18 protein-coding genes and 2 tRNA genes are annotated in these 24114 nt (G+C 56.4%); 6 read left to right on the top strand and 14 right to left on the bottom strand.

Annotation, left to right across the window (positions count from 1 at the left end; translation table 11 throughout):
- Positions 1-48: 48 nt before the first annotated feature.
- The 10 genes from AB6729_RS03955 to AB6729_RS04000 all read right to left on the bottom strand — a co-directional run bounded on the left by AB6729_RS03955 (position 49) and on the right by AB6729_RS04000 (position 15472).
- Entirely contained in the window at positions 49-2538 is a 2490-nt protein-coding gene (locus AB6729_RS03955; RefSeq protein WP_371080259.1) for a glycoside hydrolase N-terminal domain-containing protein, read from the bottom strand.
- 20 nt (positions 2539-2558) lie between these two features.
- On the bottom strand, positions 2559-3629 hold the full coding sequence (locus AB6729_RS03960; protein ID WP_371080260.1) for a LacI family DNA-binding transcriptional regulator: 1071 nt from the start codon (positions 3627-3629) through the stop codon (positions 2559-2561).
- 129 nt (positions 3630-3758) lie between these two features.
- Positions 3759-5138: an alpha/beta hydrolase family protein gene (locus tag AB6729_RS03965; RefSeq protein ID WP_371080261.1), complete on the bottom strand. Its 1380-nt coding sequence runs from the start codon at positions 5136-5138 to the stop codon at positions 3759-3761.
- A gap of 65 nt (positions 5139-5203) precedes the next feature.
- Positions 5204-8956 (bottom strand): carboxypeptidase regulatory-like domain-containing protein, encoded by a 3753-nt coding sequence (locus tag AB6729_RS03970; RefSeq protein WP_371080262.1) that lies wholly within the window; start codon positions 8954-8956, stop codon positions 5204-5206.
- Between the two features lie 312 nt (positions 8957-9268).
- Positions 9269-10324 (bottom strand): pectinesterase family protein, encoded by a 1056-nt coding sequence (locus AB6729_RS03975; RefSeq protein ID WP_371080263.1) that lies wholly within the window; start codon positions 10322-10324, stop codon positions 9269-9271.
- Between the two features lie 32 nt (positions 10325-10356).
- The gene (locus AB6729_RS03980; RefSeq protein WP_371080264.1) at positions 10357-11865 is read right to left on the bottom strand and encodes a GDSL-type esterase/lipase family protein; all 1509 of its coding nucleotides are present in this window, start codon (positions 11863-11865) and stop codon (positions 10357-10359) included.
- A 7-nt stretch (positions 11866-11872) separates the two neighbouring features.
- Positions 11873-13255 (bottom strand): glycoside hydrolase family 28 protein, encoded by a 1383-nt coding sequence (locus AB6729_RS03985; protein ID WP_371080265.1) that lies wholly within the window; start codon positions 13253-13255, stop codon positions 11873-11875.
- Between the two features lie 107 nt (positions 13256-13362).
- Positions 13363-14184 carry a VOC family protein gene (locus AB6729_RS03990; protein ID WP_371080266.1) on the bottom strand — a complete coding sequence of 274 codons (822 nt, stop codon included), beginning with the start codon at positions 14182-14184 and terminating at the stop codon, positions 13363-13365.
- Positions 14181-14951: a 2-dehydro-3-deoxy-D-gluconate 5-dehydrogenase KduD gene (gene kduD / locus AB6729_RS03995; RefSeq protein WP_371080267.1), complete on the bottom strand. Its 771-nt coding sequence runs from the start codon at positions 14949-14951 to the stop codon at positions 14181-14183. The genes AB6729_RS03990 and kduD overlap by 4 nt, the downstream gene beginning before the upstream one ends.
- Positions 14952-15016: 65 nt before the next feature.
- Positions 15017-15472 carry a cupin domain-containing protein gene (locus tag AB6729_RS04000; protein WP_371080268.1) on the bottom strand — a complete coding sequence of 152 codons (456 nt, stop codon included), beginning with the start codon at positions 15470-15472 and terminating at the stop codon, positions 15017-15019.
- 127 nt (positions 15473-15599) lie between these two features.
- Between AB6729_RS04000 and kduI the strand changes: the two genes are divergently transcribed.
- Entirely contained in the window at positions 15600-16415 is an 816-nt protein-coding gene (kduI, locus tag AB6729_RS04005) for a 5-dehydro-4-deoxy-D-glucuronate isomerase (RefSeq protein ID WP_371080269.1), read from the top strand.
- A 31-nt stretch (positions 16416-16446) separates the two neighbouring features.
- Here the strand turns inward: kduI and AB6729_RS04010 are convergent, their stop codons facing one another.
- Positions 16447-17694: a glycoside hydrolase family 105 protein gene (locus AB6729_RS04010; RefSeq protein ID WP_371080270.1), complete on the bottom strand. Its 1248-nt coding sequence runs from the start codon at positions 17692-17694 to the stop codon at positions 16447-16449.
- A gap of 162 nt (positions 17695-17856) precedes the next feature.
- Here AB6729_RS04010 and AB6729_RS04015 point away from each other — a divergent pair, with 162 nt between their 5' ends.
- Complete coding sequence (locus AB6729_RS04015; RefSeq protein WP_371080271.1) at positions 17857-18123, top strand: hypothetical protein; 267 nt, start codon at positions 17857-17859, stop codon at positions 18121-18123.
- A gap of 33 nt (positions 18124-18156) precedes the next feature.
- Here the strand turns inward: AB6729_RS04015 and AB6729_RS04020 are convergent, their stop codons facing one another.
- Positions 18157-19206 (bottom strand): L-threonylcarbamoyladenylate synthase, encoded by a 1050-nt coding sequence (locus AB6729_RS04020; RefSeq protein WP_371080272.1) that lies wholly within the window; start codon positions 19204-19206, stop codon positions 18157-18159.
- A gap of 58 nt (positions 19207-19264) precedes the next feature.
- Here AB6729_RS04020 and AB6729_RS04025 point away from each other — a divergent pair, with 58 nt between their 5' ends.
- The 3 genes from AB6729_RS04025 (at position 19265) to AB6729_RS04035 (ending at position 20192) form a co-directional block, all read left to right on the top strand.
- Positions 19265-19852 (top strand): class IV adenylate cyclase, encoded by a 588-nt coding sequence (locus AB6729_RS04025; RefSeq protein WP_371080273.1) that lies wholly within the window; start codon positions 19265-19267, stop codon positions 19850-19852.
- A 118-nt stretch (positions 19853-19970) separates the two neighbouring features.
- Positions 19971-20045 (top strand) — tRNA-Gly (locus AB6729_RS04030).
- Positions 20046-20117: 72 nt separating this feature from the next.
- A tRNA-Cys gene (locus AB6729_RS04035) sits at positions 20118-20192 on the top strand.
- A 140-nt stretch (positions 20193-20332) separates the two neighbouring features.
- On the opposite strand, the gene AB6729_RS04040 is transcribed toward AB6729_RS04035, so the two are convergent.
- Together AB6729_RS04040 and AB6729_RS04045 are read right to left on the bottom strand one after the other, a co-directional pair.
- Positions 20333-21451, bottom strand: coding sequence for a substrate-binding domain-containing protein (locus AB6729_RS04040; protein ID WP_371080274.1), 1119 nt, complete (start codon positions 21449-21451; stop codon positions 20333-20335).
- 80 nt (positions 21452-21531) lie between these two features.
- Positions 21532-22716 (bottom strand): TIM barrel protein, encoded by a 1185-nt coding sequence (locus AB6729_RS04045; RefSeq protein WP_371080275.1) that lies wholly within the window; start codon positions 22714-22716, stop codon positions 21532-21534.
- Positions 22717-22860: 144 nt separating this feature from the next.
- Here AB6729_RS04045 and AB6729_RS04050 point away from each other — a divergent pair, with 144 nt between their 5' ends.
- A complete protein-coding gene (locus AB6729_RS04050) occupies positions 22861-24015 on the top strand; it encodes an L-rhamnose/proton symporter RhaT (protein ID WP_371080276.1) in 1155 nt (384 codons plus the stop codon).
- Positions 24016-24114 lie beyond the last annotated feature (99 nt).

Here is a 24114-nt window from a genome sequence, read left to right on the forward strand (position 1 = left end):
TTTGTTGGATGCAAGAACTGAAGCCCCTCATCGGGGCTTCAGTTGTGTTTATTGAATTTTTATTTCGTATGTTTGATTTTTCTTTACCGGAAGCACACCCGCCGTCACAGCAATTTTCCTACCCTGACTTATGACGTCTGCAACAGCGGTACCTGTAGGTAATAACAGGTGCAAATTCGTATCACCATCTGCATGGATGCTCATGGCAGTAATTCTGCCGTTGCTCCAACGCATGTTCACGCTGGCACCACCGCGTACACGTAAACCCGTGACCGCACCAGAACTCCACTGCCTTGGCAATGCTGGAAGCAACTCCAGTTCTACTCCATCTTCGCCCCATCGTGATTGCAGAATCGCTTCGAGCATCCCGTTGGCTGCACCGAGATTGCCGTCAATCTGGAAGACTCCTGGAGGATGCGTGTCCATCAGATTCGGAAAGGTCGATTGCCGGAACAATACCTGCAGGCTTTCATACGCCTTCTCGCCTTCATGCAGATGGTCCCAGTAGTTGACTACCCATGCGCGCGACCATCCGGTCTGGCCGCCACCATTTGCAAGTCGGCGCTCCAGTGTGATGCGTGCTGCTTTTGCAAGCTCCGGTGTGTGTGCCAGAGAAATCTGCGTTCCCGGAAACAGAGCCCACAGGTGCGAGATGTGTCTGTGCCCCGGAGCATCTTCGGTGTAATCGAGGGGCCACTCCTGTAACTGCCCCAGCTTGCCCACCTGGAACGGCAACAGCTTCGCTCTGGCGTCCTCCACCTGTTTTAGAAATGCAGGATCTTCGTGCAGCAGACGGCCGCTATCCAACGTACGTGTGAACAGTTCGCGGACAATCTCCATGTCCATGGTTGGCCCCATGGTCAGTGAATGCGATTTCCCATCCGGCAGCTTGTATTTGTTCTCCGGTGAAAGCGACGGTCCTGTTACTAGATGCCCGGAACCATCATCGGTCAGATAATCCAGATAGAACTGCGAAGCATCATGCAGGATGGGCCATGCACGCTGCTTAAGAAACGTATTGTCCAGCGTGAAGGCATAGTGTTCCCACGCATGCAGTGCCAGCCACGCACCGCCCATAGGCCAGATACCGTACTGGTATCCGTCGATCGGCTCTGCATCGCCCCATAGATCGGTGTTGTGATGAATCACAAACCCGCGCGCGCCGTAATACTTCTGCGCCACCTGCATACCAGTGCCGCTGGAGGGCGTGCGCACCATGTCGATGAGGTTGATCAACGGCAAGGTCGTATCCGACAGACCTGCGGGCTCGGCCAGCCAGTAATTCATCTCGGTATTCACGTTGATGGTGTACTTCGAACCCCACGGATTGTTGACACCCGCGGCCCAAAGCCCCTGCAGGTTTGCAGGAAGGCCATCCGGGCGCGACGAACTGATCAACAGATAGCGGCCAAACTGAAAGTAAAGCTGCTGTAGTCCAAGATCGTCTGCACCCGCACTGACACGCTTTACGCGTTCGTCCGTTGGAAGTGATGAGGTTGTCGGATCACCCGAACCCAACTGTAGCGACATGCGCCGGTAGACCGGTTGATACACCGCCTGCTGCGCTCCGAACATGCCAAGGAAGGTCAGTCCGTTTGCTTTGCGGAATGCCTGCTGGCATTGCTCTTCCGGATCTCCGCCTGCAAACGGGCCACCTTTGAAGTCCGTTGCTGCGGCGATGAGCACGGTTACTGCGTTCGCACCTGATACGACAATCTGCTTGCCGTCAGCTTTGGCCGAGCCACCAACGGTTATGAACTTCGCTTCACCGGCAAAGTGGATCTGGCCGTCGTGTTTTGTGCCTTCACGCAGAACCAGCGTGTCATTGCCCTGCGTACGGACGTCGAAGTCCGCAGGCCGATCCATGCTGGCGCGGAAGCCGATCGCTCCTTTTTTGTCAGCAGAAATCCGCATGACGATCAGTTGTTGCGGAATGGACGCGAAGACCTCGCGCACATAATGCACGCCGCCCATGGTGTACGTTACGCGTGCCACGCCTGTCTGAAGATCGAGCTCACGGCGATAGTCTGTGACAGTCTGCGGATTCATTGCGCGCAGATAAAGATCGCCCAGCGTGCTGTACCCCGGCATCTTGATCGGAATACCAAGCATGCCTTCCTGCGCAAGTTTTTCCGCGGCTGCAATCTTTGCGCCGTCCGTGCCTTTGGACTCAAGCAGCAGTCGGCGCGCTTCAAGAAACGATTCGCGCCCCTTGGGATTCAGCCGATCAGTACGGCTTCCCTGCCACACACTGGTTTCGTTCAATTGCAGATGCTCATCGGCGGCCGAGGTCTGGCTGCCATCCATCAGTGCAGCATTTTCCTTCGCATCCTGCAGATCGCCATTGTTCGCGCCGGTATTTGCACCACCGAACACCATCGCGCCAAGCCTGCCGTTGCCAATGGGCAACGCATGGTCCCAGATGGGAGCGGGCTGGCGATACCACAACACGCTCTCTCCCGGTGTAACAGAGTGTGTCTGTGCGGGGAGGCACAAGCCCCCCATCAGCAGGCATGAAAGCACAAGGATGCGGCGCATAACGTTCCTCTGGGTGCGGGCTATTCTTTCGCGGGCGGGGCCGTCGACTCACGCAAGACAATGTTTGCCGATAGCGTCGGTTCGTTCACATGCTCTTCGCCGTCAATGTAGCGGAACAACATATCCAGAACGCTGTGGGCCAGCTCGTTGCGAGGCGTTGCCACCGTCGTCAACGGAGGATGCAGGAAGCGACATAGGTAGGTGTCATCGAATCCCACCACAGAAACATCATTGGGGATCGTCAAGCCTGCTGCCTGTAACGCGCGGAATGCACCCAGAGCCACCAGATCGTTGATGGCAACTACCGCCGTAAATTGGTAATGCTTCAACGCGCGCTCCACGGCACTGAGCCCCGCTGCGGCTGGCTCGCCCGGCTCGTCGATGATATGCACGTCCATATCTGCGGCGTTGTACTGATGCAGAGCTTCTTCAAAACCGATCTGGCGCTCCATGTGCGAAAACATGGGCGGTGCCGTGGAATCGCGCTGCGAATTCTTGATCAACAGAATGCGCCGGTGGCCAAGCTCCAACAGATGCTTCACCGCCACATACATGCCGTGGCGCTTGTCTACGCGCACCGTGCCGATGGTTGGCGCAGAATGATTGTTGTCCAGGTAGACCGCAGGCGTACCGCTTGCTTTGAGTTGGAAGAATGCTTCTGGATCATTCTCGGAGGTCATCATCGCAATGCCAGCCACGCGGAGCGACATCATCTGACGGACCGCTTCACCCTGCTGCTCCAGGTTGAAGTTCGTAGAAGTCAGAAACGTCTCGTAGCCATGCTTGCGCGCCTGCATATCCAAAGCGCGGGCAATCTCCGCAAAGAACGGGTTCAGCAAATCGGACACGATAATGCCGATCAGCTTCGTACGGCGGCGCGCCAGATTGCTGGCGAACATATTCGGCGTGTAGCCAAGCTGTGCAATCACGTCCAGTACGCGCTGCCGCGTCTCTGGACGGATATTGTCCTTTTCGTTCAACACGCCGGAAACGGTGCTGAGCGATACCTGCGCCAGCCGTGCAACGTCCTGAATTTTGATTCGGCCGGAGCGGCTCTTCTTGCGTGCATCCGGTTTTCGGGTAACGGACAATTTAAATCTCCTGAGAAGGCAAAGCAGGTGACACGGTAAAACCGAGAATTGCGTTGTAAAACTTATACATTCTTCAGCCCTGAAAGGGGCTGCGGACTCGCATAAAAGTAACGCTTACCGGCCTCTGCATCACTGCGCCTTCCCTTCTTCCAGTGCGCGTGCTTTCTCGGCCCACGCATCGTAGAGCAACACATTCTTCTGATGCTCCCATTCGTCGTCTGGCAGCACCATCAGATCCTTGCGAGGAATCGCCGGAAAGCCCTGCCCCACGGCATCCAGCCCGCCCTCGCGATCTTCGCGGAAGTATGCAGGCGAAATATCGACGTTATTCGCACGAATCCATGTGGAGATATGGGTTGTACCAGCCGCACGAATCGCTCCTTCATCCCATAGGGCAAAGTGAAGTTGCTGATTCAGCCACAGCATTCCGTCCAGGTTTACCCAGCTTGTACGGTGGCTAATGCCTGGATACATGATGTTCGTGAATATGTTGCGATCATTGCCGTTCAGCGCGATTGCCCGCGCACGCACCGCATCGAACCACGGTTGCGGATGATCTGCCATCTTCATCACGGTATCGCTGTTGCCGTTCATCACATATAACGGTCCACGAGCCGCGTTCAGCGCATACAGGATGGCTCCGCGATCTCCGAGTACGCCCAGCGCCAGGTACGGCGGTGTCTGGCAGGGCAGCTTGTTGCTGTCGTAATACTCGTGGGGGCCGTCATAGATCCCGCCACCGCTCAGCACAATCGCATGGATACGGGGATCGATGGCGCCGGTAATGCCAGCGATCAAGGAACCCATGGAGTATCCCACCATGCCGATACGCTGCGAATCAACTTCCGGAAGCGAACGCAGATAGCTGACTCCCTGCATTGCATCCACCTGCATCAATCCCGCAAGTCGCTGGCCCCAATGCGGCAGATCGACAACGCGGTCATGCTCGGCTGGCGACTGGCGGCTGGCCTTATGCGCATTGCGCTCGCCCTCGCCAATCTGGTCGTAAGTAACAGCAACGGCACCTGCTTTGGCGAACAGTATCCCGCTATAGAAGGCATACCAGCCGAACTTGTCATTGCCATGCCCGTTCACCACAACGACGCCGGGCAGCTTACCCTTCCAGTGCGTTGTCTTGGGATCGGGGCGATACACGATGGCGGGCACACGCATACCGTTGGCCGTGGCATAGGTCACACGGTCTGCCAGAACGCCGGGCGTGGGAGAAAACGTCGACCAGACCTTTGCTTGTAGTGCAGGAAGTTTATCCGGAACAAAAAGCTGCTTGCGGATTTCTGCACGCCACGCCGCATCGCGCTTTTTGATCTGAGACGGGGAAAGGTCCTTGCCCGGTGCGACAAAGATCCCGTTGTTATACGGAGCTTGTACGGAGAAGAACTGGTCAGGACGCGGTACCCCACCACCTCCTGCCGCCACTTGTCCGTGGAGGCTCGTGAAGACGGAGACGGTAATCAATACGGCAGCGGAGAGGCAGGATGAAATTCGCATAGAAAGTAAGAAGACAAGACCACCGACCATATTAATCGGTGGTCTTGTCTTTGTGAGGTTAGGAGTTAGAACTCGATACGTGCAGCAAGCTGCAGCGCACGGATGTAAGGAACGGTCGTGTCGCGCACCTTGGTGCCGTAGCTGGACGTTCCAAACGTGTTGATGACGGCGTTTGCCTGACTGTAGACGAACCGTGTGTGATTCGTCACGTTGAAGTAGTCCGCCTCAAGCACCAGTTTGGTACCTTCATGCAGCCCACCGGTCGGGATATCGATCGCCCGGCGAAGGCTCATGTCCAGGTTGTAGTTGCCCGGCTGGAACAGTCCCGAGAGTGGGGCTGAACGGGCCGTCGTGCTGAACATGTAGTTCGGTGTGTTGGCGGTGCTCAGGAAAGCGCTGGAATCCAGATATTGCGTGGTTCCCAGGTCGGCCGAGGTCTTCGGACGTGTGCTGCCTTGGATCTTTCCGTTACCCGAATAGTTCGGGTTCAGGAATGGATAGCACACGTTCTGCGATGGGTTCGTGTTGCACGAGTTCATGACGATGGACAGTGGTGCGCCGGAGAACGCCGTGAAGATGCCCGACAGTTTGAAACCGCCAAAAGCCGTACGCGTGAATGCATTACCGCCACCCAATACGCCAGTACCAAAGGGCAGATTGTAAGCCCCAGTTACGACGAACTTGTGGCGCTGATCACCCAGCGACAGGCTCTTGTCCAACGAACGCGCTGCGTGGAACTTTCCATCCGCCGCGTAGGCCGCAGGAATATCGTAGCCAGAACGGAACGTTGCATTATTGTCGATTGACTTCGCCCACTGATAGTTCGTCATGAAGGTGAGGCCATGTGTCAGGCGCTTCGTCATGTACAACTGCAGAGCGTGGAAGCGGGTATTACCGACGAAGCCGTACGCGTCGCTGATGCTGCCATACTGCGCAAAGGGCTTCAGCGCTTGAGCAATGGTGGGATTCTGCGATCCACCAAAGCTGGCATACGGCACCGTGACACCTGCTGCCGCCAGATTCGCTGCAGTGGCATTATTCGCCAACTGTGTGCCCAGCCCCAGGTACTTGGGATCAAGCTGGTTGCTGGCAATGCCGCGACCGTTCAAGCTGTCTGGCTGCAGGAAATGCCCCTGCGATCCAACATAGCTGATGGTCAGCGTGGTGCTCGGGCTGATCTCCCGCTGCAGGCCAAAGTTCCAGTTCAGGAACTGCGGTGCACGTCCACCGTAATACGGGTCGGCGTACGTGGGTGTCTGCGAAGAAGCGGTGGTTGCCGTTGTGTACGAGGTGCCCAGACCTGGATCGAGCGTCGGGGGCAAGGTATAGGTCGGATATGGGTTATCAATCTTCCAGTACTGGGTTCCCGTCTGGCTGGCCGTGGGTTGAACCACCGTTGTGCTGGGGCTCACGCTGTAGCCCTGCAGGCCGGATCCCTGGCGGCTGGTCGCTGAGCCACCGTTTGCGTTGCCGTGGGTGTAGATCACGCTGAAGCTTCCGCGGAACACTGTCTTCGGGTCAGCCTGGTAGGCAAACCCAACACGCGGTCCGAAGTTTTTCATGGAGTCATGCACGGGGCTATTGCAATTGCAGAGTCCGCTACCGTAACCACCAAAGGCAAGTGCGCCCTTCGATCCCGTCAGTGGATTCGTCGCATTCGGGTCGAAATAAGCGAAGCGGTTCTTCACTTCGCGATACGTTGGGAAGTAATCCCAGCGCAGGCCGTAGTCGAGTGTCAGCTTTGAAGTGACCTTCCAGTTGTCCTGGAAATACGGCGACTGCGGACGAAAACGGCCACCCGTCTCGGGTACCGAGGAGAGCGTGAAGCCACCGGAGTTCGCCGCGCCCAGCATAAAGCTGGCGTAGCCCTGACCCGAAGTCGATAGGGCGGTCGTATTGTTGCTGTACCCCGCAGTCAACGAATTCGTAAATGCCAGCTGAAGTGGATTGACTCCCGTTGCGTTGTTCAGGAAGTTGTACTGCATCCAGGCAATCTGATAACCGAAGGTAAAGGTGTGGCTGCCTTTCACCCACTGCAGGTTGTCCAGCAGTACATAACCGTTGGCAACGGGACGGTTGCTGGAATAACCAGCCCAACGATTGATATTGGTGTTGCCGCTGAACGTAACCGTCGGGAACGAGTCCTGCGCCTGGCCCGCGGGCAGGCCCTGGATGCCGTTTGCTGCAGCGCCATAGTTCCCGCCCATATCCTGGTTGTAGCCGGGGCCGTCATATCGGCCATAACCGTACTTCAACTGGTTCGTGATGTGCGGTGTGATGGCGTAGGTGTGCTCAAACAGGAACACCTTCGTCTTCGGCGCAAACTGCTGCGAAGAGATATACGGAGGCGGCATGCCGTTTGACGTGGAGGAGACGGTCACAGCCGCAGGAGCCGTCGTTGCCTGGCGACCCCACGCCAGCACCACAGATGCCGCCTGCTTCTGATTGATTGTCCAGTCGAAGCGATTCGTGGTGGTCCAGTTGTTCAGGCCAGTCTTGTAGTTGACCAGGTAGTTGTTGTTCACATTGCCGTTCGTCGGCGTGGGCAGATAGGACTGCATGCGCTGCGCCACCGGAGAGAGGCGCGAAGTCGGAATGATGTTGTTCGCGAACGGCGTACGCTGATAAGCCTGCGTTGCTTTGCCATTTACTGTGATCGTCACCAGCTTTGTGCTGTCCGGATCGTAGATGCAACCCGCAACCGCCTGCGTGGTGGGGGCGGTACCGCAGCTAGCGGGAGTCGTAACGAACTCGCCAAAATCACCCGTACGCATGCGAGCGGTGGGAATCGTCTCAAGCTGGAACGGTACCTGGCGTGAGAAACGGTAGCCTTCGTAACCACCAAAGACAAACAGCTTGTCTTTGATAATGGGCAGGCCTGCGAACAAGCCATATTCATGCTGGTGTTCGGTCGGTTTCTGTGCGCGGCCCGTCACCGGATTGATCGTTTGCTGGAAGCCCCATGTATCCAGGCCGGTGTCACGGAAGTAGTCGTACACGGCGCCGTGTATGTTGTTGGTACCACGCTTCACCACGTAGTTCTGGACGCCCTGACCTTCGTAGATTGCCGAGTAACCTACGGTCTGCACCTGGAACTGCTCAATCGCGTCTACCGCCATCGACGTCCACACAAAACGCGGATCGCCTTCACCGGCGACGGAGGTGATCGGCACACCGTTGATGTAGATCGCCGATACCGCGCCACGGCTACCCGAGCCGTTGACCGATCCAGCGTTCGTCGTCTGGTTGCCGTTCGTCGTCTGCGAATTCACACCCGGCAGCAGAGCGGCGAAGTCTGTCGCGCGGCGCTGACCACCACCATCCTGAATCAGCGGTAGTGCCGAGTACTGTTCCTGCTCGATGGTGACGCCCAGGGTGGCGTTCGAGGTCTCGAGGGTCGGCGGTGTGTCAACGACCGTGACCGTCTCCGTTGTCTCGCCGGTGGGCAGCGTCACGTCCACAGAGAACGTCTGCAACGCGTTAACATTCACGTTCTCCTGCGTGACAGATTTGAATCCTTCGTGCGCCACCGAGATGGTGTACTTCCCCGGATCAAGGGAGAAGCTGTACTCACCCGAACCGCTGGACTTCAGACTCTGCAGCTTATTTGTCGCGTTGTCCTTGATAGTCACCATCGCATCGGGAATGGCGGCACCGGTGCTGTCCACGATGCGGCCATTAATGGCACCCTTGCCGGCAAGCTGCGCGCCCGCCGTAAGAGTCATCGTGGCCACCAGGGCGAGCGGCGCCGCAAGGCACATCGGTTGCAGAAGACCTGCACCGAGCGTCATGCGGGAAAGTGGGTTACGAAACGTCATTGGTTACTCCTGAAAGAGACTCGAAAGGTTTTTATTTTCGCCTCCAGCTAGCTCTCTTTGCTCGGCTGGTAGGACATATCTCGGTTTTAGCGAGAACGGGCGAATACTAGCGGTCAGAACATGGCGTAGTCAACCAGTTTTCACTGTTTCGAAAAAAGTCCGTGAAAATAGCGAAACGCTTTGCCGTATTCGTGGAGAATTCCATGTAGATAGAGGTCATTCCGTTTACCAAACCGTTTCGATTTTAATCGATTCAGATACTCTTTTCCTTCGCTTTACAGAATGGGCTTTCGCCGATGCCGATACTGCGTGCTATCGGCGATGCCGCAGCGCATCGGCTGCTTTCACTGGCTTCCATCCGTCACCATCAGACAGTAGAGCTTCCGGAGTGAGCCGCTTTTCCTCTTCAGCCGATAACGGAGGATAAGACACAATCCGGTGACCACCGTTTACGCCGGGCCCGTGAGACAGGTATTCGCGATAGGTGCTGGTCTTCAACTTGCCACCCCACTCCGACCATCCATCGGCGGCCAGCGTGGGTTTGATTTCCGTGTCATAAAACAACACCGTCGAATACGTGCGCCACGGCCTTCCCAGCACCAGCTTGTCATCGGTCTGCGAATCTCCTGTGATGCGGCAATGCAGGAAGTAATAACCCGAATCCTCTGCCGGAAACTGGCGGCTCTGCGCCGTGAACATTACGTTGCTGTTATGCCTGGCGTGCAGTTCACAGTGATCGAAGACAGCCTTGGCGTCACCAAAGATGAAGTCGACATGGCCTTCGATATAGCAGTTGCGGAAGTACTGCCTGGATGCCTGGCATGCGGCGCGCCCCGGTGGCGGAGGGCTTCCATCCTTCGGAAGATTCTCATGACAGGTACGGCTGTTGGCATACAGCGTGTCCTGCGCCGCAATCAGGCGCACATTGTCCAGCACCGCGCGGTCACTGCTCATCAGCAGCGCCACCGCCTGCGAACCTTCTTCGGTGCGCGTGTGCTCCAGCTCCCAGGTGTTCTCGATGGTCAGGTTCTCCGCCATGAATCCATCAGCATCGACACTGACGCTGCCGCTCTTGCCGGTACCGCCAGCGCTCTTCGCGGAATCGTTCCAACTCAACACCACATCCTGCGGCTGTTTCCCTGTGCCAATCAGATGAATGTTCTGTGTCCTGATGTGAATCTTCTCGCGATACATTCCCGGTGCAATGCGAATTTCTTCGCCGTCGGCAGGCGCATGGTCAATAGCCTCCTGCACGGTGTGGAAGTCAGACTTCCCTTCCCGCGCCACAGTGACACGCTTCAATGCCTGCGCATGGAAGGTCATCACACAAGTAAACGCAACAAGCAACGTAAGAAGGGCTCGATGCACAATCCATCCTTTTTCGAGGTGAGTCAGTAGTTTTAGTGACCGTCGGTAGGAGCAGTCTGCAATACGGTCGGTGCGCTGTCTGGAACTCCATTGACATTTGGCCCTAGTTCCACCTGAATGCGAATTACATTGTCCGCAACCATGCGACCGAAGAGAGCTTTGCCTCTGTCATTCAGGTGCGTGCGATCGGGCTTTGCCGCATTGACGTTTTCTGCCTTCTCGTCGGGGTGCCCACTCATGTCAAAGGAGTCAGCCTGTTCCTGCGTTATACCGCTGAGATACTTCTGCGACACGCTGAACAAATCAACAACAGACACCTTCTCCTCAGCCGCCACTTTCCGAACGGAAGCCGCATACTCTTCCAGGCCATCCTTCACCAGAACGCCATCCTTGTAATTGCGGCGAGACAACGGTGTCACAAGAATGGGAACACCACCTTGAGCGCGAACATCGTGGATGAAACGCTTCAGATTCTCGGCATAGAGTCCATTCGCATCGGCATGACGTTTCGGGTCCGGCTTCTGATCGTTATGACCAAACTGGATGAAGTAATAATTCCCTTTTTCATCCAGCGCCTTTTGCCACAAACCTTCGTCAAGGTAACTCGTCGTGCTACGGCCATTCATGGCCACATCCACACACGAGACATTCGGGGTCAACGTGGCGCAGAAACCCGGCCCCCATCCACCCTCTGTGGCAACTGTGGAATCACCCGTTAGAACAATCTTGAAGGGCTCCTGCTGAAGAACACGCATGGCAAGCTGTCCTTCCGTGGGCAGAGTTGCAGCCTGCGGAAGAACAAACTTTTTCAGCGCAAGTACAGCATTACCGAGATCCACTGCAACCATGCGACCGAAGACATAGCTTCCCTGCCAGTTCAGGTGCGTCTTGTCAGGAATCGTCTTTCCCTGCCCGTCTTTTTTCGTTATCCCCAGCTTGTTGCCAGCGGCCTCGCCAATGCCATCCAGATACGCGATGCTTTCGCTCTGCAGATCAATCACCGGCACATGCATGTCGGCGGCGACGCGCTTCATCACCGCGGCGTGTCCCAGCAGGTCGCTATGGATCTTTCCATCCGTCTGAAAATAGCGACGCGTCAAAGGTGTTACCAGCACCGGCTTGATGCCGTGGCTTCGCGCCTCAGTCACAAAGTTGCGTAAGTTCTGTTCGTAAACACTGATCGGAACCTGTCGATCGTTATGCTCGGCCGATTCCATATCGTTATGACCGAATTGAATCAACATGTAATCCGGCTTCGTGGCGAGAGCACGATCCCACAATCCAAGCTCGCGATACGTCTTGGTACTGGCTCCGCCCTTTGCCATGTTCATGCAGTCGATCTGTGGCGTCAGGTTCGCGCAGAATCCTCGGCCATATCCCGCATTGTCTGTTTGCGTAGAGTCGCCGATGAGGTCGACACGAACAGAAGTACCGGCCTTACGCTGCGCGGGATTGTTGACGCTATACGCATTCTGCCCGGACGCACCCATCGTGCTGGCAACCAGAAGGGCTACGGAGAGTGAAAGTCTATGCCACGACATAACCGCGTTAATCCTCATAAGGAACAAACTTGCCATCGCAAGAGAAAGTGGGCTTCACGATGGGTGGGGTTGCAGGATTGCTCGTTACGCCCTCGCCCGAGAAGCTCATGTTCGCGCCCTTCGGCCCATAGGTAAACGCAGCAAATCGAGCACGCATCTGCGCAGGTTGAATGCCGCGCACTTCCACTCCGTTCAATGTGACTTCGCTGATGTGGTCTTTGTTCAACCCGGCCACCTGCACAATACCCGGCGTAATGCTCAGTACATCTTCGATATGAATGCCCTTGTAATCCGGGGTCATCTCGCCCTTCAAGCCCGTGTCCTCAATGCCGTCGGTTGTCTGTCCGGTGTAAAACGGCGAAATGGAAATCGGCATGGCCACATTGCGCATGCACACGTTGCGATACGTCACACCGCGCACCATACCACCACGTTGCACATTGCTCTTGATGCGAATGCCGCTGGTGGTGTGGTCCAGCGTCAGCGTGTCCACGTAGATGTCCGATTCATCGCGTGCCTCGGACCCCATGGACATGCCATGACCACTATAGAAATGGTTGTCCAATACGCTCATGTGGTGAACGCTCGCCTTGATGGCGATGTTGTCATCACCGTTATCAATCCAACTCTTTGCAACGGTTACATTCTCCGACGAACCGGGATCAATACCGTCAGTATTGCGCGCATCCGTGCCGCGCACCGTGGGCGTCAGCAGATGCACACCCCATGTGGTAAAACCGTTCGTGTTGTTCACCGTCACGTGAAAGTTCGGCGAGTTATGCAGGCGGATGCGATACAGGATCAATCCATCGGCATGGTTCGCAACGATCAATCGCGGGGCAGAGTATTTCGTGTTCGTTGGCTCCGTCGCGCGTGATTGCTGCCACCAGGTAAACGGCTTGCCGAGGATCTGCTTGTCGCCGCGTCCATCAATTACGCCATCGCCCATCACGGCCGCGTTCTTCACGTCGCGCACGTTGATCAGCGCAAGGCAGTTCTTTGCCTGCGGCCCAGTGATACCGCAGGTATCTGGCGTTGCATCAAACAGCCGAGGATCGCGTGAAGCATACAGTGTCACGCCTTTTTCAATCAACAGCGTGACGCCGCTACGCAGTTGCAGCGGCCCACTGAGGAACGCGTTCGAAGTCCCATCCACCTTGAGCACCACGGCCTTTCCTTCGCCGCAGAGGTCCATTGCCTTCTGAATGCGAGCAGAATCGAGTTTCTTCTCGTCTTCTTCACGCAGCGCATTATTCGTTGCATGAAGCTGCGCCTTCAGCACCGTGCATGCAGGAGGGATCACGGGTTCGGTGACATGCCGCGTGTCCTGTGCGTGGAGGAGGAGTGGCGAACCAAACAAAAGAGCAACTGCGGGTGCGTAGCGTTTCAAGCGGATTCCATTCTGATGCCGATTCGGTGGGTGCATCGACACTATAGGAGTCCGAATTGACTGTCGTCAATGAATATCGAAACGTTTCGTATTCTGACGTAGAGGAGCTATCGCGAAGTGAACACCAGCAGGTTGCCATCGGGATCACGAACCAGTACGCGATGCTTCTGCACTGTGGCCGAAACCCCACGTTCTTTCAGTTTTCGCAACGTTTCTTTCGCTTTTACACCGGTAAAGACCAGCACAAGTTTTTCCGGCGAACTCATCGGCAGAAAGGCGAACTCGCCGCCCCTTTGGCCCGCAGGAGACGTTACATGCGCACCCTCACGCACGCCGCCATCTAAGAAATTCATCTTCTGGGTGAAATACGCCGCAGCCGCCGTCGAATCCTTCATGGGAACCACCGCCGCAGCAAGATGCGTTGCGATGCGGTCCGCCCCCAGATGCTGTCCGAAATCGTTGCTGTGCTTCGAACCGGGAAGATATTCCGTAATCTCTTCGGTCTGCCCTTCTGGCCCCTTCCACGCCATCAGCATGTTTCCCGCCCCGGCCTTGCGAACGGGTGGCGCAACGATACCATTCGCCGTGTAAATGGGATACAAACCCCGCAAATTAACCGCCTCAAAACACACATGTAGAAACGCTGCTACCTGTCCCGCGTCGGCGGGATACAGCTCGAGGTACTGGCGGTCATTCAGCTTGATGAACGCCTCGGTGACCTTCCCGTCCCTGGTAATTTCAAACGGTTGGGCGAAGCCGAGCTTCTCGTAAAACGCACGGGATGCCTGCAAGTCCGCCACCCGAATCGCCACATGCGCAATGCCGACAATCGCGGGCTTTTGCGCCGCACTGGGCGACTCCACTTGCGCATGCAATACAGGCAGCACCATCGCAGATAGAAGGGCCAAACGAGCAACACACTTTTTCATCGCGCCATCCATCCCCCGTCCACAGTCAGGACGGTTCCGGTTACGTAATCGCTGGCCGAAGACGACAGAAAGAGAGTCGCTCCCACCAGATCCGTAGGCTGGCCCCACCGGCCTGCCGGAATCCTCTCCAGGATTTGCCGATTACGCGTTTCGTCGGCCTGCAATGCCTCCGTATTGGTCGTTGCAAAATAGCCCGGGGCAATCGCATTTACCTGAATCTGCTTCACGGCCCACTCATTCGCCAGCGCCTTCGTCAGCTGCGCCAGACCGCCCTTCGACGCCGCGTAAGCAGGCACTCGGATGCCGCCCTGAAAACTCAGTAGCGATGCGATGTTCACAATCTTGCCCGGTGCGCCACGGCCAATCATGTCGCGTCCCACTAGCTGCGAAAGCTGGAAAACACTCGTCAGGTTCACTTGCAAAACTTGCTGCCAGTCTTCCAGCAACACATTCTCCGCTTCATTGCGGTGAATCATCCCAGCGTTATTGATGAGGATGTCAACGCGGCCGAACTTTGCCTTCACCTGGTCGAAGAGCGTGCGCGCGCCGTCTGTTTCCGATAAATCCGCCTGGAACGCCGCGGCAGACTCGCCGATTGCAGTAGCGGTTTCATCCGCTGGACGGCGGTTTCCATGCACCGCGACGGATGCACCAGCCTGGGCCAGACCCGTGGCGATGGCGGCACCGAGGCCGCTGGCAGCGCCGGTTACCAGCGCCACCTTTCCATCCAGACGAAATAGATCGAGCGAAGAAACGGTAGTCGACATAGCTGCATGTCACTCTATGCGTCGCATGCCACGCTCTGCAAATACGTTTCGATTCACCAGCCGAATTAGCGACTAATTCCTTCGGACGAGATCAGATAGAAGGCCACCTTGCCTGTGGTGGTGCGCTTGTGCAGCGTGCCGCGAGGAATCACCAGCACATCTCCCTTTTTCAGCTCTACGCGGCTGGCACCGTCCGCCGCTGGCGCAAGCCATTCTCCGGGCTTCACATTGCGACCGTTTTTCGGAGTGCCACCCAGTTCGTAGACCGTGGAGCCTTCCAAAACCTGGAAGATGTGGTCGCGGCCTTCGTGCCACTCAAATTCCGCTGCAGCCTTTTTCTCTTCCACAGTCATCGTCAGTGCCAATCCGGCGGATCCTTTGAACAGATTGTCGTTGCCCGGAGTCGCATTCAGGTTCTTTCTGGAGGTCTCTAGCTTTTCATCAGAGAACACCTGAAAGGGCTCAGGATGTGGGATCGCCTGCGCTTGTGTCTCCATGAGTGGAAGGGCCAATGCAGTCATGGAAGCAGATGAGAGAAAATTGCGTCGAGTGGAAGTCATAGCCATGGTGTGTGAAGCATACATGTGTGTCCTCACTTGCGGCTACATCGTGACGGCTCGCTATACTGCACACATGAAACTGCTTCAAATGTCCGATCCCGTGCGTTTTCCCCGCATGACCACTGCAGAATTGCGCGAGACCTTCCTGCTGGAAAGCCTCTTCACCGCAGGCGCCATCGATCTGGTCTACGTTGATCTGGACCGCACCGTCATTGGCTCTGCCGTTCCAACAGACGCCCCTCTCCATCTGGAAACACAGCCAGAACTGCGCGCAGAGTTCTTTTGTGAGCGTCGCGAACTTGGCATATTGAATGTTGGCGGCGCCGGCTCCATCACGGTAGACGGCGAGCGTTTCCCCATGGAGAAACTAAGCTGCCTCTATGTGGGGCGCGGTAGCAAGGCTGTCACTTTCGAAAGCGAAAACTCAGAAACTCCCGCAGCGTTTTATCTACTCAGCTATCCCGCGCACGCGGACTATCCCACAAAGTGCGTTGTGTTCAAAGACCTGCAGGGATTGCAGCTTGGCACCGTGGAAACATGCAACAGGCGCACCATCTACAAGGCTATTTATCGCGATGGTATTCGTTCCTGCCAGCTTGTGATGGGCTTCACATTGCTCGATGCAGGATCAAACCTGAACACTATGCCGCCACACACGCACATGCGCCGCTCTGAGGTGTACATGTACTTCGATGTCGATCCAGCCCACCGCGTGTTTCACCTGATGGGACCTCCGCAGGAGACACGACACCTCGTCGTTGCCAATCGCGAAATCGCTGTCTCACCGGGATGGAGTATTCATGCGGGCGCAGGAACCAGCGCATACGGTTTCTGCTGGGGCATGGGTGGAGAGAATCAAGCGTACGATGACATGGATGGCGTCAGCATTGCCGATCTGAAGTAAATAAAACTAATGAGAGTGAGACGGTCCGCAGTTACTTCTTGCGGACCGTTTTCTTTTCGATTTGCTGTATCTCGCTCGTCGCCAGAAGATATGCGCCAACGCCTTTCGCATCGTTATCGCCAACCGCTTCGTACACGTAATAGTTGTAATCGCCTGCGCGATACGGTTTCCCGCCCAGACCGCTGACCTTCACGGTTCCGTGCAATGTGACCTTGCCGTTACTGTCCGTAGTGATGAACTCCTTTTCGATTCCAAGCCAGCCTTTCACAGCATTGGCGCGATACTTCTCCGGAAGATAACCCAGCCGTACACCCTTTGCTAATGCATAGGTAAACATGGCGCTTGCGGATGCTTCACGGAAATTACCGGCCTGCCCGCCCTTGTCCATCACATCCCACCACGTGCCATTATCAGCATCCTGATACTTAGCTGCGCCTTCAGCAACGTGCTGCAACACAGCAATCAACTTCGCGCGCTGCGGATGGTTCGTTGGAAACGACGGGATGGTATCCACCAGCGCCATTGCATACCAGCCAAGCGCACGCGCCCATACTTCCTGCGAAAGCCCGGTAGTTTTATCCGCCCACGGCTGCTCCATGCTCGCGTCCCAACCATGACGAAGCAATCCTGTCTTCGGATCGCGCATATGCTCATCCATCAACAGAAGCTGCTTTGCGATGTCGTCAAACTCGCTTGCCACATGGAAGGTCTTTGCATAACCCGCGCGAAATGGCTCGCCCATGTACGCGCCGTCGAGCCACATCTGGTTGGGATAAATCTGTTTGTGCCAGTAGCCACCCATTGCGTTACGTGGCATCGTTTGAAATTGATCGAAGATCAGTTTCGCCGCCTTTGCATATCGTTGATCGCCAGTTTTCAGATATACGGCCAATACAGCGCGACCGGGTTCCAGGTTGTCCAGCGTATGCAGTTCGGGATTGAAAGGCTTACCCGGCTCCGTCCTTACATTGCCGTCTTTATCCACCCAGCGATCGACCGTTGCATGCACGTAGGCAAATGCATTTGCATCGCCGCTTGCCTGCGATTGCGCCATCATGCCATCCAGCAGTGTGCCAACTTCATAAGCCCATGCGCCCGGTCGCGCCTGCGTGGTGATGACGCCTGCAGGCCACGCCTGCTCCACAGTACGGGCCATCGCTGCGCCCTGCGCGGCAGCTTGTTTTACGACAGCATCCACTGCCTGTCCATACATTGGCGCAACCACAGACAAGACAACAGTAGCCAAAGCCAATCGAACACCGACGAACCGAACCGACATGACACCTCTTTTGGGCAAACGTTTTCACCGATGTTACGCACAGAGAAAAACGTTTTTAGAATTCCTACGCCCAAATACTACGGCAATGAATACACCTTCGTCTGATTCGCTCTCCGCAATATCAGGCGAAGCGGCACTCCGCCTGATATTCTTCCCCTTAAGATGACTACCGTTGACGTGCTCTACCACTTCGAGATCACCCCGAGCGAACGCTCCGTTCTGGCCATTGCGCGCATTCGCGAGGTATATGGCATCCGCCGCGTCACATTGGACGAACGTGCTAAAACGATTGGACTTGAGTACGATGCAACACGCCTGACGGAACCCTCTGTGCGCCAACTTGTGCGCCGTGCCGGTGTCATGCTGATCGATCCGCCGTCCCCGGAAGAACCGCTGGAGATCGACGACCCCGCAGTGGCCCAGGCGTAATGGCCTCAGGACATCCTGCAGGGGGTAATACATCTACGCATCGCGCGCGGCTTTGAGCAGGCGGTCGCGAATGGCCTCCACCAGTGGTTCTTCACTGGAAGCAGGAAGCGGACAGACGATCGTCCGTACTCCCTTTTCATCAAGCGAACGCAGGCCGATGTAGAGCGTTCTTGCCAGCGAGGCAGGATCACTCCACAATTCCCACGCGAAGACGTTACCGCTCCATCCACTCGCCGTCCAGCCCTTGGGTAACATCACGCCGGTATGCTCCGGCGTAACGTGCAGCAGCAGATCATTCATATCCGCCTGTGTATGCACCAGCATCACATTTGCCTTCGGTGCGTAATGCCGTATGCCCACGCCAGGCGACGGAAGGCTCTCTGGCCTGGCCGCAGGCTTCGTGACGTCCTCGCGCTGATGGTAGACGGTTACAGGCTTATTCAATACGGCTTCGATCTGCCCCCTGCTCACGCCTCCCTGCCGATACAACACGCGCGCAACCGGGTCCAGGACAGTAGATTCCACACCGATCTCGGTTGGGCCGGCATCCAGCACGGCGTCAATCCGACCGTCCAGATCCGCCAGCACGTGCGCAACGGTCGTGGGGCTGACGTGGCCAAAGAGATTAGCGCTGGGAGCAGCCAGGGGTAGTCCGGAGCGGCGGATCAGCTCTTGCGGCGTCTTGTGCGCGGGCATTCGCACACCCACCAATTCACGGCCTGCCGTCACGGTGGCGGATAGGTTCGGATGGCGCGGCAACAGCAGCGTCAGCGGTCCGGGCCAGAATTTCTCCATCAGCATCAAAGCAGCCGTTGGCACCTCGCGCACCACGCGGGAGAGCATCGCCATATCGCTCACATGGACAATCAGCGGATCCCAGCCTGGACGCATTTTGGCCGCAAAGATTCCTGCTACGGCCTTTTCATCCAGTGCGTTAGCAGCCAGACCGTACACAGTCTCAGTCGGCATGGCGACCAGGCCGCCGTCCTGAAGAATCTTTGCCGCTTTGTCGATGTCCGTCGAGTGATCGGCCCGAAGATGCAGCGTTCGTTGTGCAGAGGAAGAAGATGTCGCAATTTTCACCGGACTATACTGCCCACTTTCCCGTACCGTTCGCAAGTACCCATGCCTATACTTTGTTATGCAACACGCGGAGATTGAGCTCAAGTTCCGTGTCGGTGATGCGCGCGAGTTCCTTGCGCGTGCTCTGCGCGCCGGCTTTCAGATTCGCACCCAACGCACGCTCGAATGCAATACTCTCTTCGACACGTCAGAGCGCCGCCTACTCTCGGAGCGCCAGATTCTACGACTTCGTGGGTACAACGGCCGTAATCTGCTTACCCACAAAAAGCCGCCGGCGGATAACGATGACACTTCGTTCTACAAAGAACGTGTGGAAACGGAAACCGATGTGGCCGACCCGGACGCACTGGCCACAGTGCTTGTTGAGCTAGGATACGGCCCGGTCTTCCGCTATGAAAAGTTCCGCACCGAGTTTCACGACGGGCAGGGTGAGCTTTTGCTGGATGAGACTCCTATCGGCATCTTTGCAGAGCTGGAAGGCACACCAGATTGGATTGACGGCTCACTGGAACGCCTGAATATCTCCCGCGATCTCTGCTTTACCGATAGCTATGGCCGCATGTTTCTCGACTGGAAAGAACGCAGCGGATCACTCGCTGAAAATATGACCTTTGAAGAGATCGAAGCTTCACGTGTTCTGGCGTAAGAGCCACCTCTTGAAGGCAGGAATCAGAACATGTAACTGCTTTCCACAGCAGATGTTATTCCAAGGGGCAGCGCACGTTGACCTCTGCCCTTCCATTCGATATAGTTAATCTTGTTGAGCGGGAGTAGCTCAGTGGTAGAGTGCTTCCTTGCCAAGGAAGATGTCGCGGGTTCAAATCCCGTCTCCCGCTCCATTTCATCCTTCCTCCGATCCCCCAATGGAGTTGTAAGGTTCAGCACGTTCCTCTCCTCTTGAATGTGCGAGTGGCGCGGTACCCAAGTGGTAAGGGAGAGGTCTGCAAAACCTTTATGCGTCGGTTCGATTCCGACCCGCGCCTCCACCCTCTCAATACTTAGGTCAACCGAAACCAGAAGTTGCCACTCATGGTTTCCGCTTCAGTCCCGCGACGAAGAGTTCGATCCTGGAATGCGGCTGGAACTGGGTAGCTATCCTTGCGTCTGTCGGCAGACTCCCACACTACTAAGTCACTGCGTTGTTACGACGTGAGGCTGGGGGCAGGCTCTTGCGCGTGATCAGTTCGTGTTCCACGTAGTTGTATGGTGGCACGGTGTCGCCATCCAGGATCGCGAGGGCAAGACGAAGCACTTCACCACCATAGTTCTGCGTGTGGTGAGCCGTCGTCGCTATCAATACCGATTTTGCCTTGCGTAACTCCTGCAACGCTTCTGGAATCGCGTCGTGGCCCGCGATCATCACCTGTTTCTCGCGGCCCAATTCGCGCGCTGCATCCAGGGCGCCAAGCGCACTGGTATCGTTCGCTGCAGCGATAAGAATGTGGGCGCTCTTGGGATGCCGCTTGAGGAACTCATAGACCGCCTTGCGGCTACTGTCCCGTTTGCCGCGACCGTCGATGCGCACAAAGTACTCCACCGGAACGTCCGGCATCACGGCCTTGATGCCTTCAAAGGCTCCCGTGATGCGGCTCTGCACGATTTGACCCGCCTCCGGAATATCGAGCCCAAGGATCCAGTCCGCCTCTCCCTTCCAGTTTTGCACTGCACGCTTCCCAAGCAATTCACCCACGTCATAGCCCATGCGATAGTTGTCCACGCCAAAGAAAATGGCGCGGGGATGCGGAATCTCGATTGCGATCATGGGAATGCCTGCGCCTGCGATTTTGTCCGCGATCACGGGCGCTATCTTCTGCTCGATCTGAAATTCGATGACGAGATCGACCTTGGCACTGACAAACTCCTCGGCGTTTCGGATAGCCGTCGCCTCGTCATAGGCGTTGTCCAGCACCATGAGTTCTACTCCGGCTGCCTGAGCCGCTTCCTGCAGGCTCTGCGTCACCGCCATGGAGAACGGCATATCTGCGCTCTGGGCTGCAAAGCCGAACAGCAACTTATTCTGTTTGGAGAGCACCCGATATAGACCATCGCTGCCCCGCGCCACGTAGCCGCGGTGCACAAACGTGCGCAACACCCGATACGCAGTGGTCTTGGAGATGCGTGTTGTACGGTGGATCGCCTCAAGCGACAGGGCTTCCCGCCCATCCCGCAGTAGTTCCAGGATATCAAGTGCCTTGGAGAGAACTGGAACCAGGTAGAGTCGTTTCGGAGACTTGACCAACGGCATTCCTCTATTGAAAACAGTAACGGAAGTATAGTACGTACCGGAACCGCGATAAACACCCGGTTCCCTACGACTCTCTGGCGCTATGCGTATCTGGACACCGAACCTGCGTTCGATTTGCCTCGCTCGGCCTCGGTAGCCTCGACGTAACCGCTCGCGTACAGTTCGGCCAGCGGGTCTACGGGCAGATTGCGTGCCCGCCGCCATTCGCGTACTACGGGGCGAACATCCGTCCAAAAAGCGCCACGAAAGAGTTCTTCCGCAGCCACGAGATTCACAGAATCCTGCAGCTCTGCAAGCTGAGTTCGATCGACCAGCGCCGCCCGCGCATAGAGTTCCTGCGCAGTCACAACGGTCTGCACGGCTGCCTCCATCTTGCCCTTCAGGTTATGGCTCTGATCAATCATGAAAGCCACTTCCTGCGTGGCTGAACCACCATCCGACAGCAGTTCATGAAAGATGCGGAAGACCTGGTAGGGATCGATGGAGCCAAGTGTCAGATCATCATCCGCATACTTGCGATCGTTGAAGTGGAAACCTCCCAGCATGTTCAGGTGCAGCAACCACGCCACGATCTGCTCGATGTTCTGGCCGACGTAATGATGGCCGGTGTCCACCAGTACCTTTGCCTGCGGACCAGCCTTGTAGGCAAGCATGAGTGCCATACCCCAGTCAGCGATGTCCGTGTGGTAGAACGCAGGCTCAAACGGTTTGTACTCCACCAGCAGGCGCTGGCCGGGTGCGAGTGCGGCATGCGTCCGGCTCAAGGCGTCCTGCGTCCACTCGATGCGCCTGCGAATGCTCTGCGTTCCCGGGTAGTTCGAGCCGTCGGAATCCCAGATAGAGATATCCCGTGATCCCAGGCGGCGTGCAAGCTCCACGGATTCGAGCAGATGCGAGACAGCAATCTCGCGCACCTCTGCCGACGGGTTCGCAATGGAACCAAACTTGTACGCCTGATCCTGAAAGAGGTTCGGGTTAATGGACCCAGCTTTAATACCGTATTTCGCCTCGAGAGCCTTGATGGCCGAAACATCCGCGACGCCGTTGGGAAGATCCCAAAGTACGTGCAGCGCGACTGTGGGGGCAGCCCCGGTAAGACGATTCACTTCACCCGCGTCTGCAAACTTCTCTTCGATCGAGGTAGCTGCTCCGGCCTGTACAAACTTTCCAAAGCGCGTTCCGGTATTAGCAAAGCCCCACGACGGCAGTTCGATACGGAATGTATCCAGCGCGGAAAATATAAGATCTTGCACGGCAGAGGTCATTAGAATTTCTCCAGGTAAACCTGCACCTCTATTGAAACACTTTCCCGCTATACGTTCCAACAGCAATGGGTTTGCCCAGCATAAAGTTTGAGGACCTATACTTCAATAGAAACATAATTCCTATAGAGACTGTGATACGCAGCCATGGGTTCTAACCCGCTTGTCGGTGTGATCTACCACTGGATCGGTGGCTTTGCCTCCGCGACCAACTTCATCCCTTTCCGCGGTATTAAGCGCTGGTCGTGGGAGATCTACTGGCTCATCCAGGGTGTGGCCGCCTGGATCGTCGCGCCGATCTTGCTGTCGAGCATCTTCGTGCCCGACACAATTCATATTCTGTTAATCACGCCGCGCCCGGTCATGGAACACGCGATTTTGTGGGGCATGCTCTGGGGTATCGGAGGCATCACATTTGGCCTGTCCATCCGCTACCTGGGGTTGGCGTTGGGCTATGCCATTGCCCTGGGCTTCTCGACCGTTGTCGGCACGCTGATGCCTCCCATCCTCAGCGGACAGCTAGTGGAGATCGTCAGTGAACGTTCCGGACAGGTCGTATTAGCGGGCATCGGCTTGTGCCTATTGGCAATCGTGGTGAATGGCCTTGCCGGCCGGCGCAAAGAAAAGGAAGTCACAGCCGCTGACAAGATCGAAGGCGGGGATCGGGACTATTCCTTTGGCCGCGGCATGGCAGTGGCTGTGTTTGCCGGCATCATGAGTAGCTTTTTTGCAGTTGGACTGGACGCTGGCAAGCCCATTGGCGCTCTTGCGCGTGAGTCCTTGCTGCAGCACGGGCGCCTTGAACTGTGGCAGAACCTGCCGGTCTTGATCGTTGTGCTTTGGGGCGGGTTTGCCACGAACCTGATCTGGTCGGTCATACTGATCGTCAAGAACCACTCAGCACGTGAGTTCCTCGGACAGCCAGGGCTCAACCCGATGCGGTCTGTGCGCCGTTCGGATGTGACTTTGGAAAGCTTCGATCCAGGGAACCCAGACACCTTTCGCATTGCGCCCTGCACACTGCTGACCAATTACCTTCTTGCAGCGGCAGCCGGCGTCATTTGGTACTTCCAGTTCTTCTTCTATTCCATGGGTCAGACCAAAATGGGTAAGTTTGACTTCTCATCGTGGACCCTCCACATGGCTTCTATCATCCTCTTCGCAACACTATGGGGTATTGTGCTGAAGGAGTGGCGCGGCACCAGCGCCAGGACGAAAGTGCTGGTTGCGCTGGGCATCGTCCTCCTGGTGAGTTCGACAATCGTGGTCGGACTCGGGAACTACCTGAAGAGCACGCAATAGTAGTTAGTTTGTACTGTGTCCGGCCATGGATATGCGTGCCGTTCCGATTAGTGTTTCTCATCTGGTATTGTTTCTGTCGTGAGTCCACGCTTCACGGAC

It is taken from the genome of Terriglobus sp. RCC_193, from assembly GCF_041355105.1.
GTDB lineage: Bacteria > Acidobacteriota > Terriglobia > Terriglobales > Acidobacteriaceae > Terriglobus.

Bases quoted from the DNA above. Each gene is read 5' to 3' on its own strand.
- AB6729_RS03955 (WP_371080259.1), bottom strand. From the start codon at position 2,538: ATGCGCCGCATCCTTGTGCTTTCATGCCTGCTGATGGGGGGCTTGTGC.
- AB6729_RS03965 (WP_371080261.1), bottom strand. From the start codon at position 5,138: ATGCGAATTTCATCCTGCCTCTCCGCTGCCGTATTGATTACCGTCTCC.
- AB6729_RS03970 (WP_371080262.1), bottom strand. From the start codon at position 8,956: ATGACGTTTCGTAACCCACTTTCCCGCATGACGCTCGGTGCAGGTCTT.
- AB6729_RS03980 (WP_371080264.1), bottom strand. From the start codon at position 11,865: ATGTCGTGGCATAGACTTTCACTCTCCGTAGCCCTTCTGGTTGCCAGC.
- AB6729_RS03990 (WP_371080266.1), bottom strand. From the start codon at position 14,184: ATGAAAAAGTGTGTTGCTCGTTTGGCCCTTCTATCTGCGATGGTGCTG.
- kduD (WP_371080267.1), bottom strand. From the start codon at position 14,951: ATGTCGACTACCGTTTCTTCGCTCGATCTATTTCGTCTGGATGGAAAG.
- AB6729_RS04000 (WP_371080268.1), bottom strand. From the start codon at position 15,472: ATGACTGCATTGGCCCTTCCACTCATGGAGACACAAGCGCAGGCGATC.
- kduI (WP_371080269.1), top strand. From the start codon at position 15,600: ATGTCCGATCCCGTGCGTTTTCCCCGCATGACCACTGCAGAATTGCGC.
- AB6729_RS04010 (WP_371080270.1), bottom strand. From the start codon at position 17,694: ATGTCGGTTCGGTTCGTCGGTGTTCGATTGGCTTTGGCTACTGTTGTC.
- AB6729_RS04015 (WP_371080271.1), top strand. From the start codon at position 17,857: ATGACTACCGTTGACGTGCTCTACCACTTCGAGATCACCCCGAGCGAA.
- AB6729_RS04025 (WP_371080273.1), top strand. From the start codon at position 19,265: ATGCAACACGCGGAGATTGAGCTCAAGTTCCGTGTCGGTGATGCGCGC.
- AB6729_RS04040 (WP_371080274.1), bottom strand. From the start codon at position 21,451: ATGCCGTTGGTCAAGTCTCCGAAACGACTCTACCTGGTTCCAGTTCTC.
- AB6729_RS04045 (WP_371080275.1), bottom strand. From the start codon at position 22,716: ATGACCTCTGCCGTGCAAGATCTTATATTTTCCGCGCTGGATACATTC.
- AB6729_RS04050 (WP_371080276.1), top strand. From the start codon at position 22,861: ATGGGTTCTAACCCGCTTGTCGGTGTGATCTACCACTGGATCGGTGGC.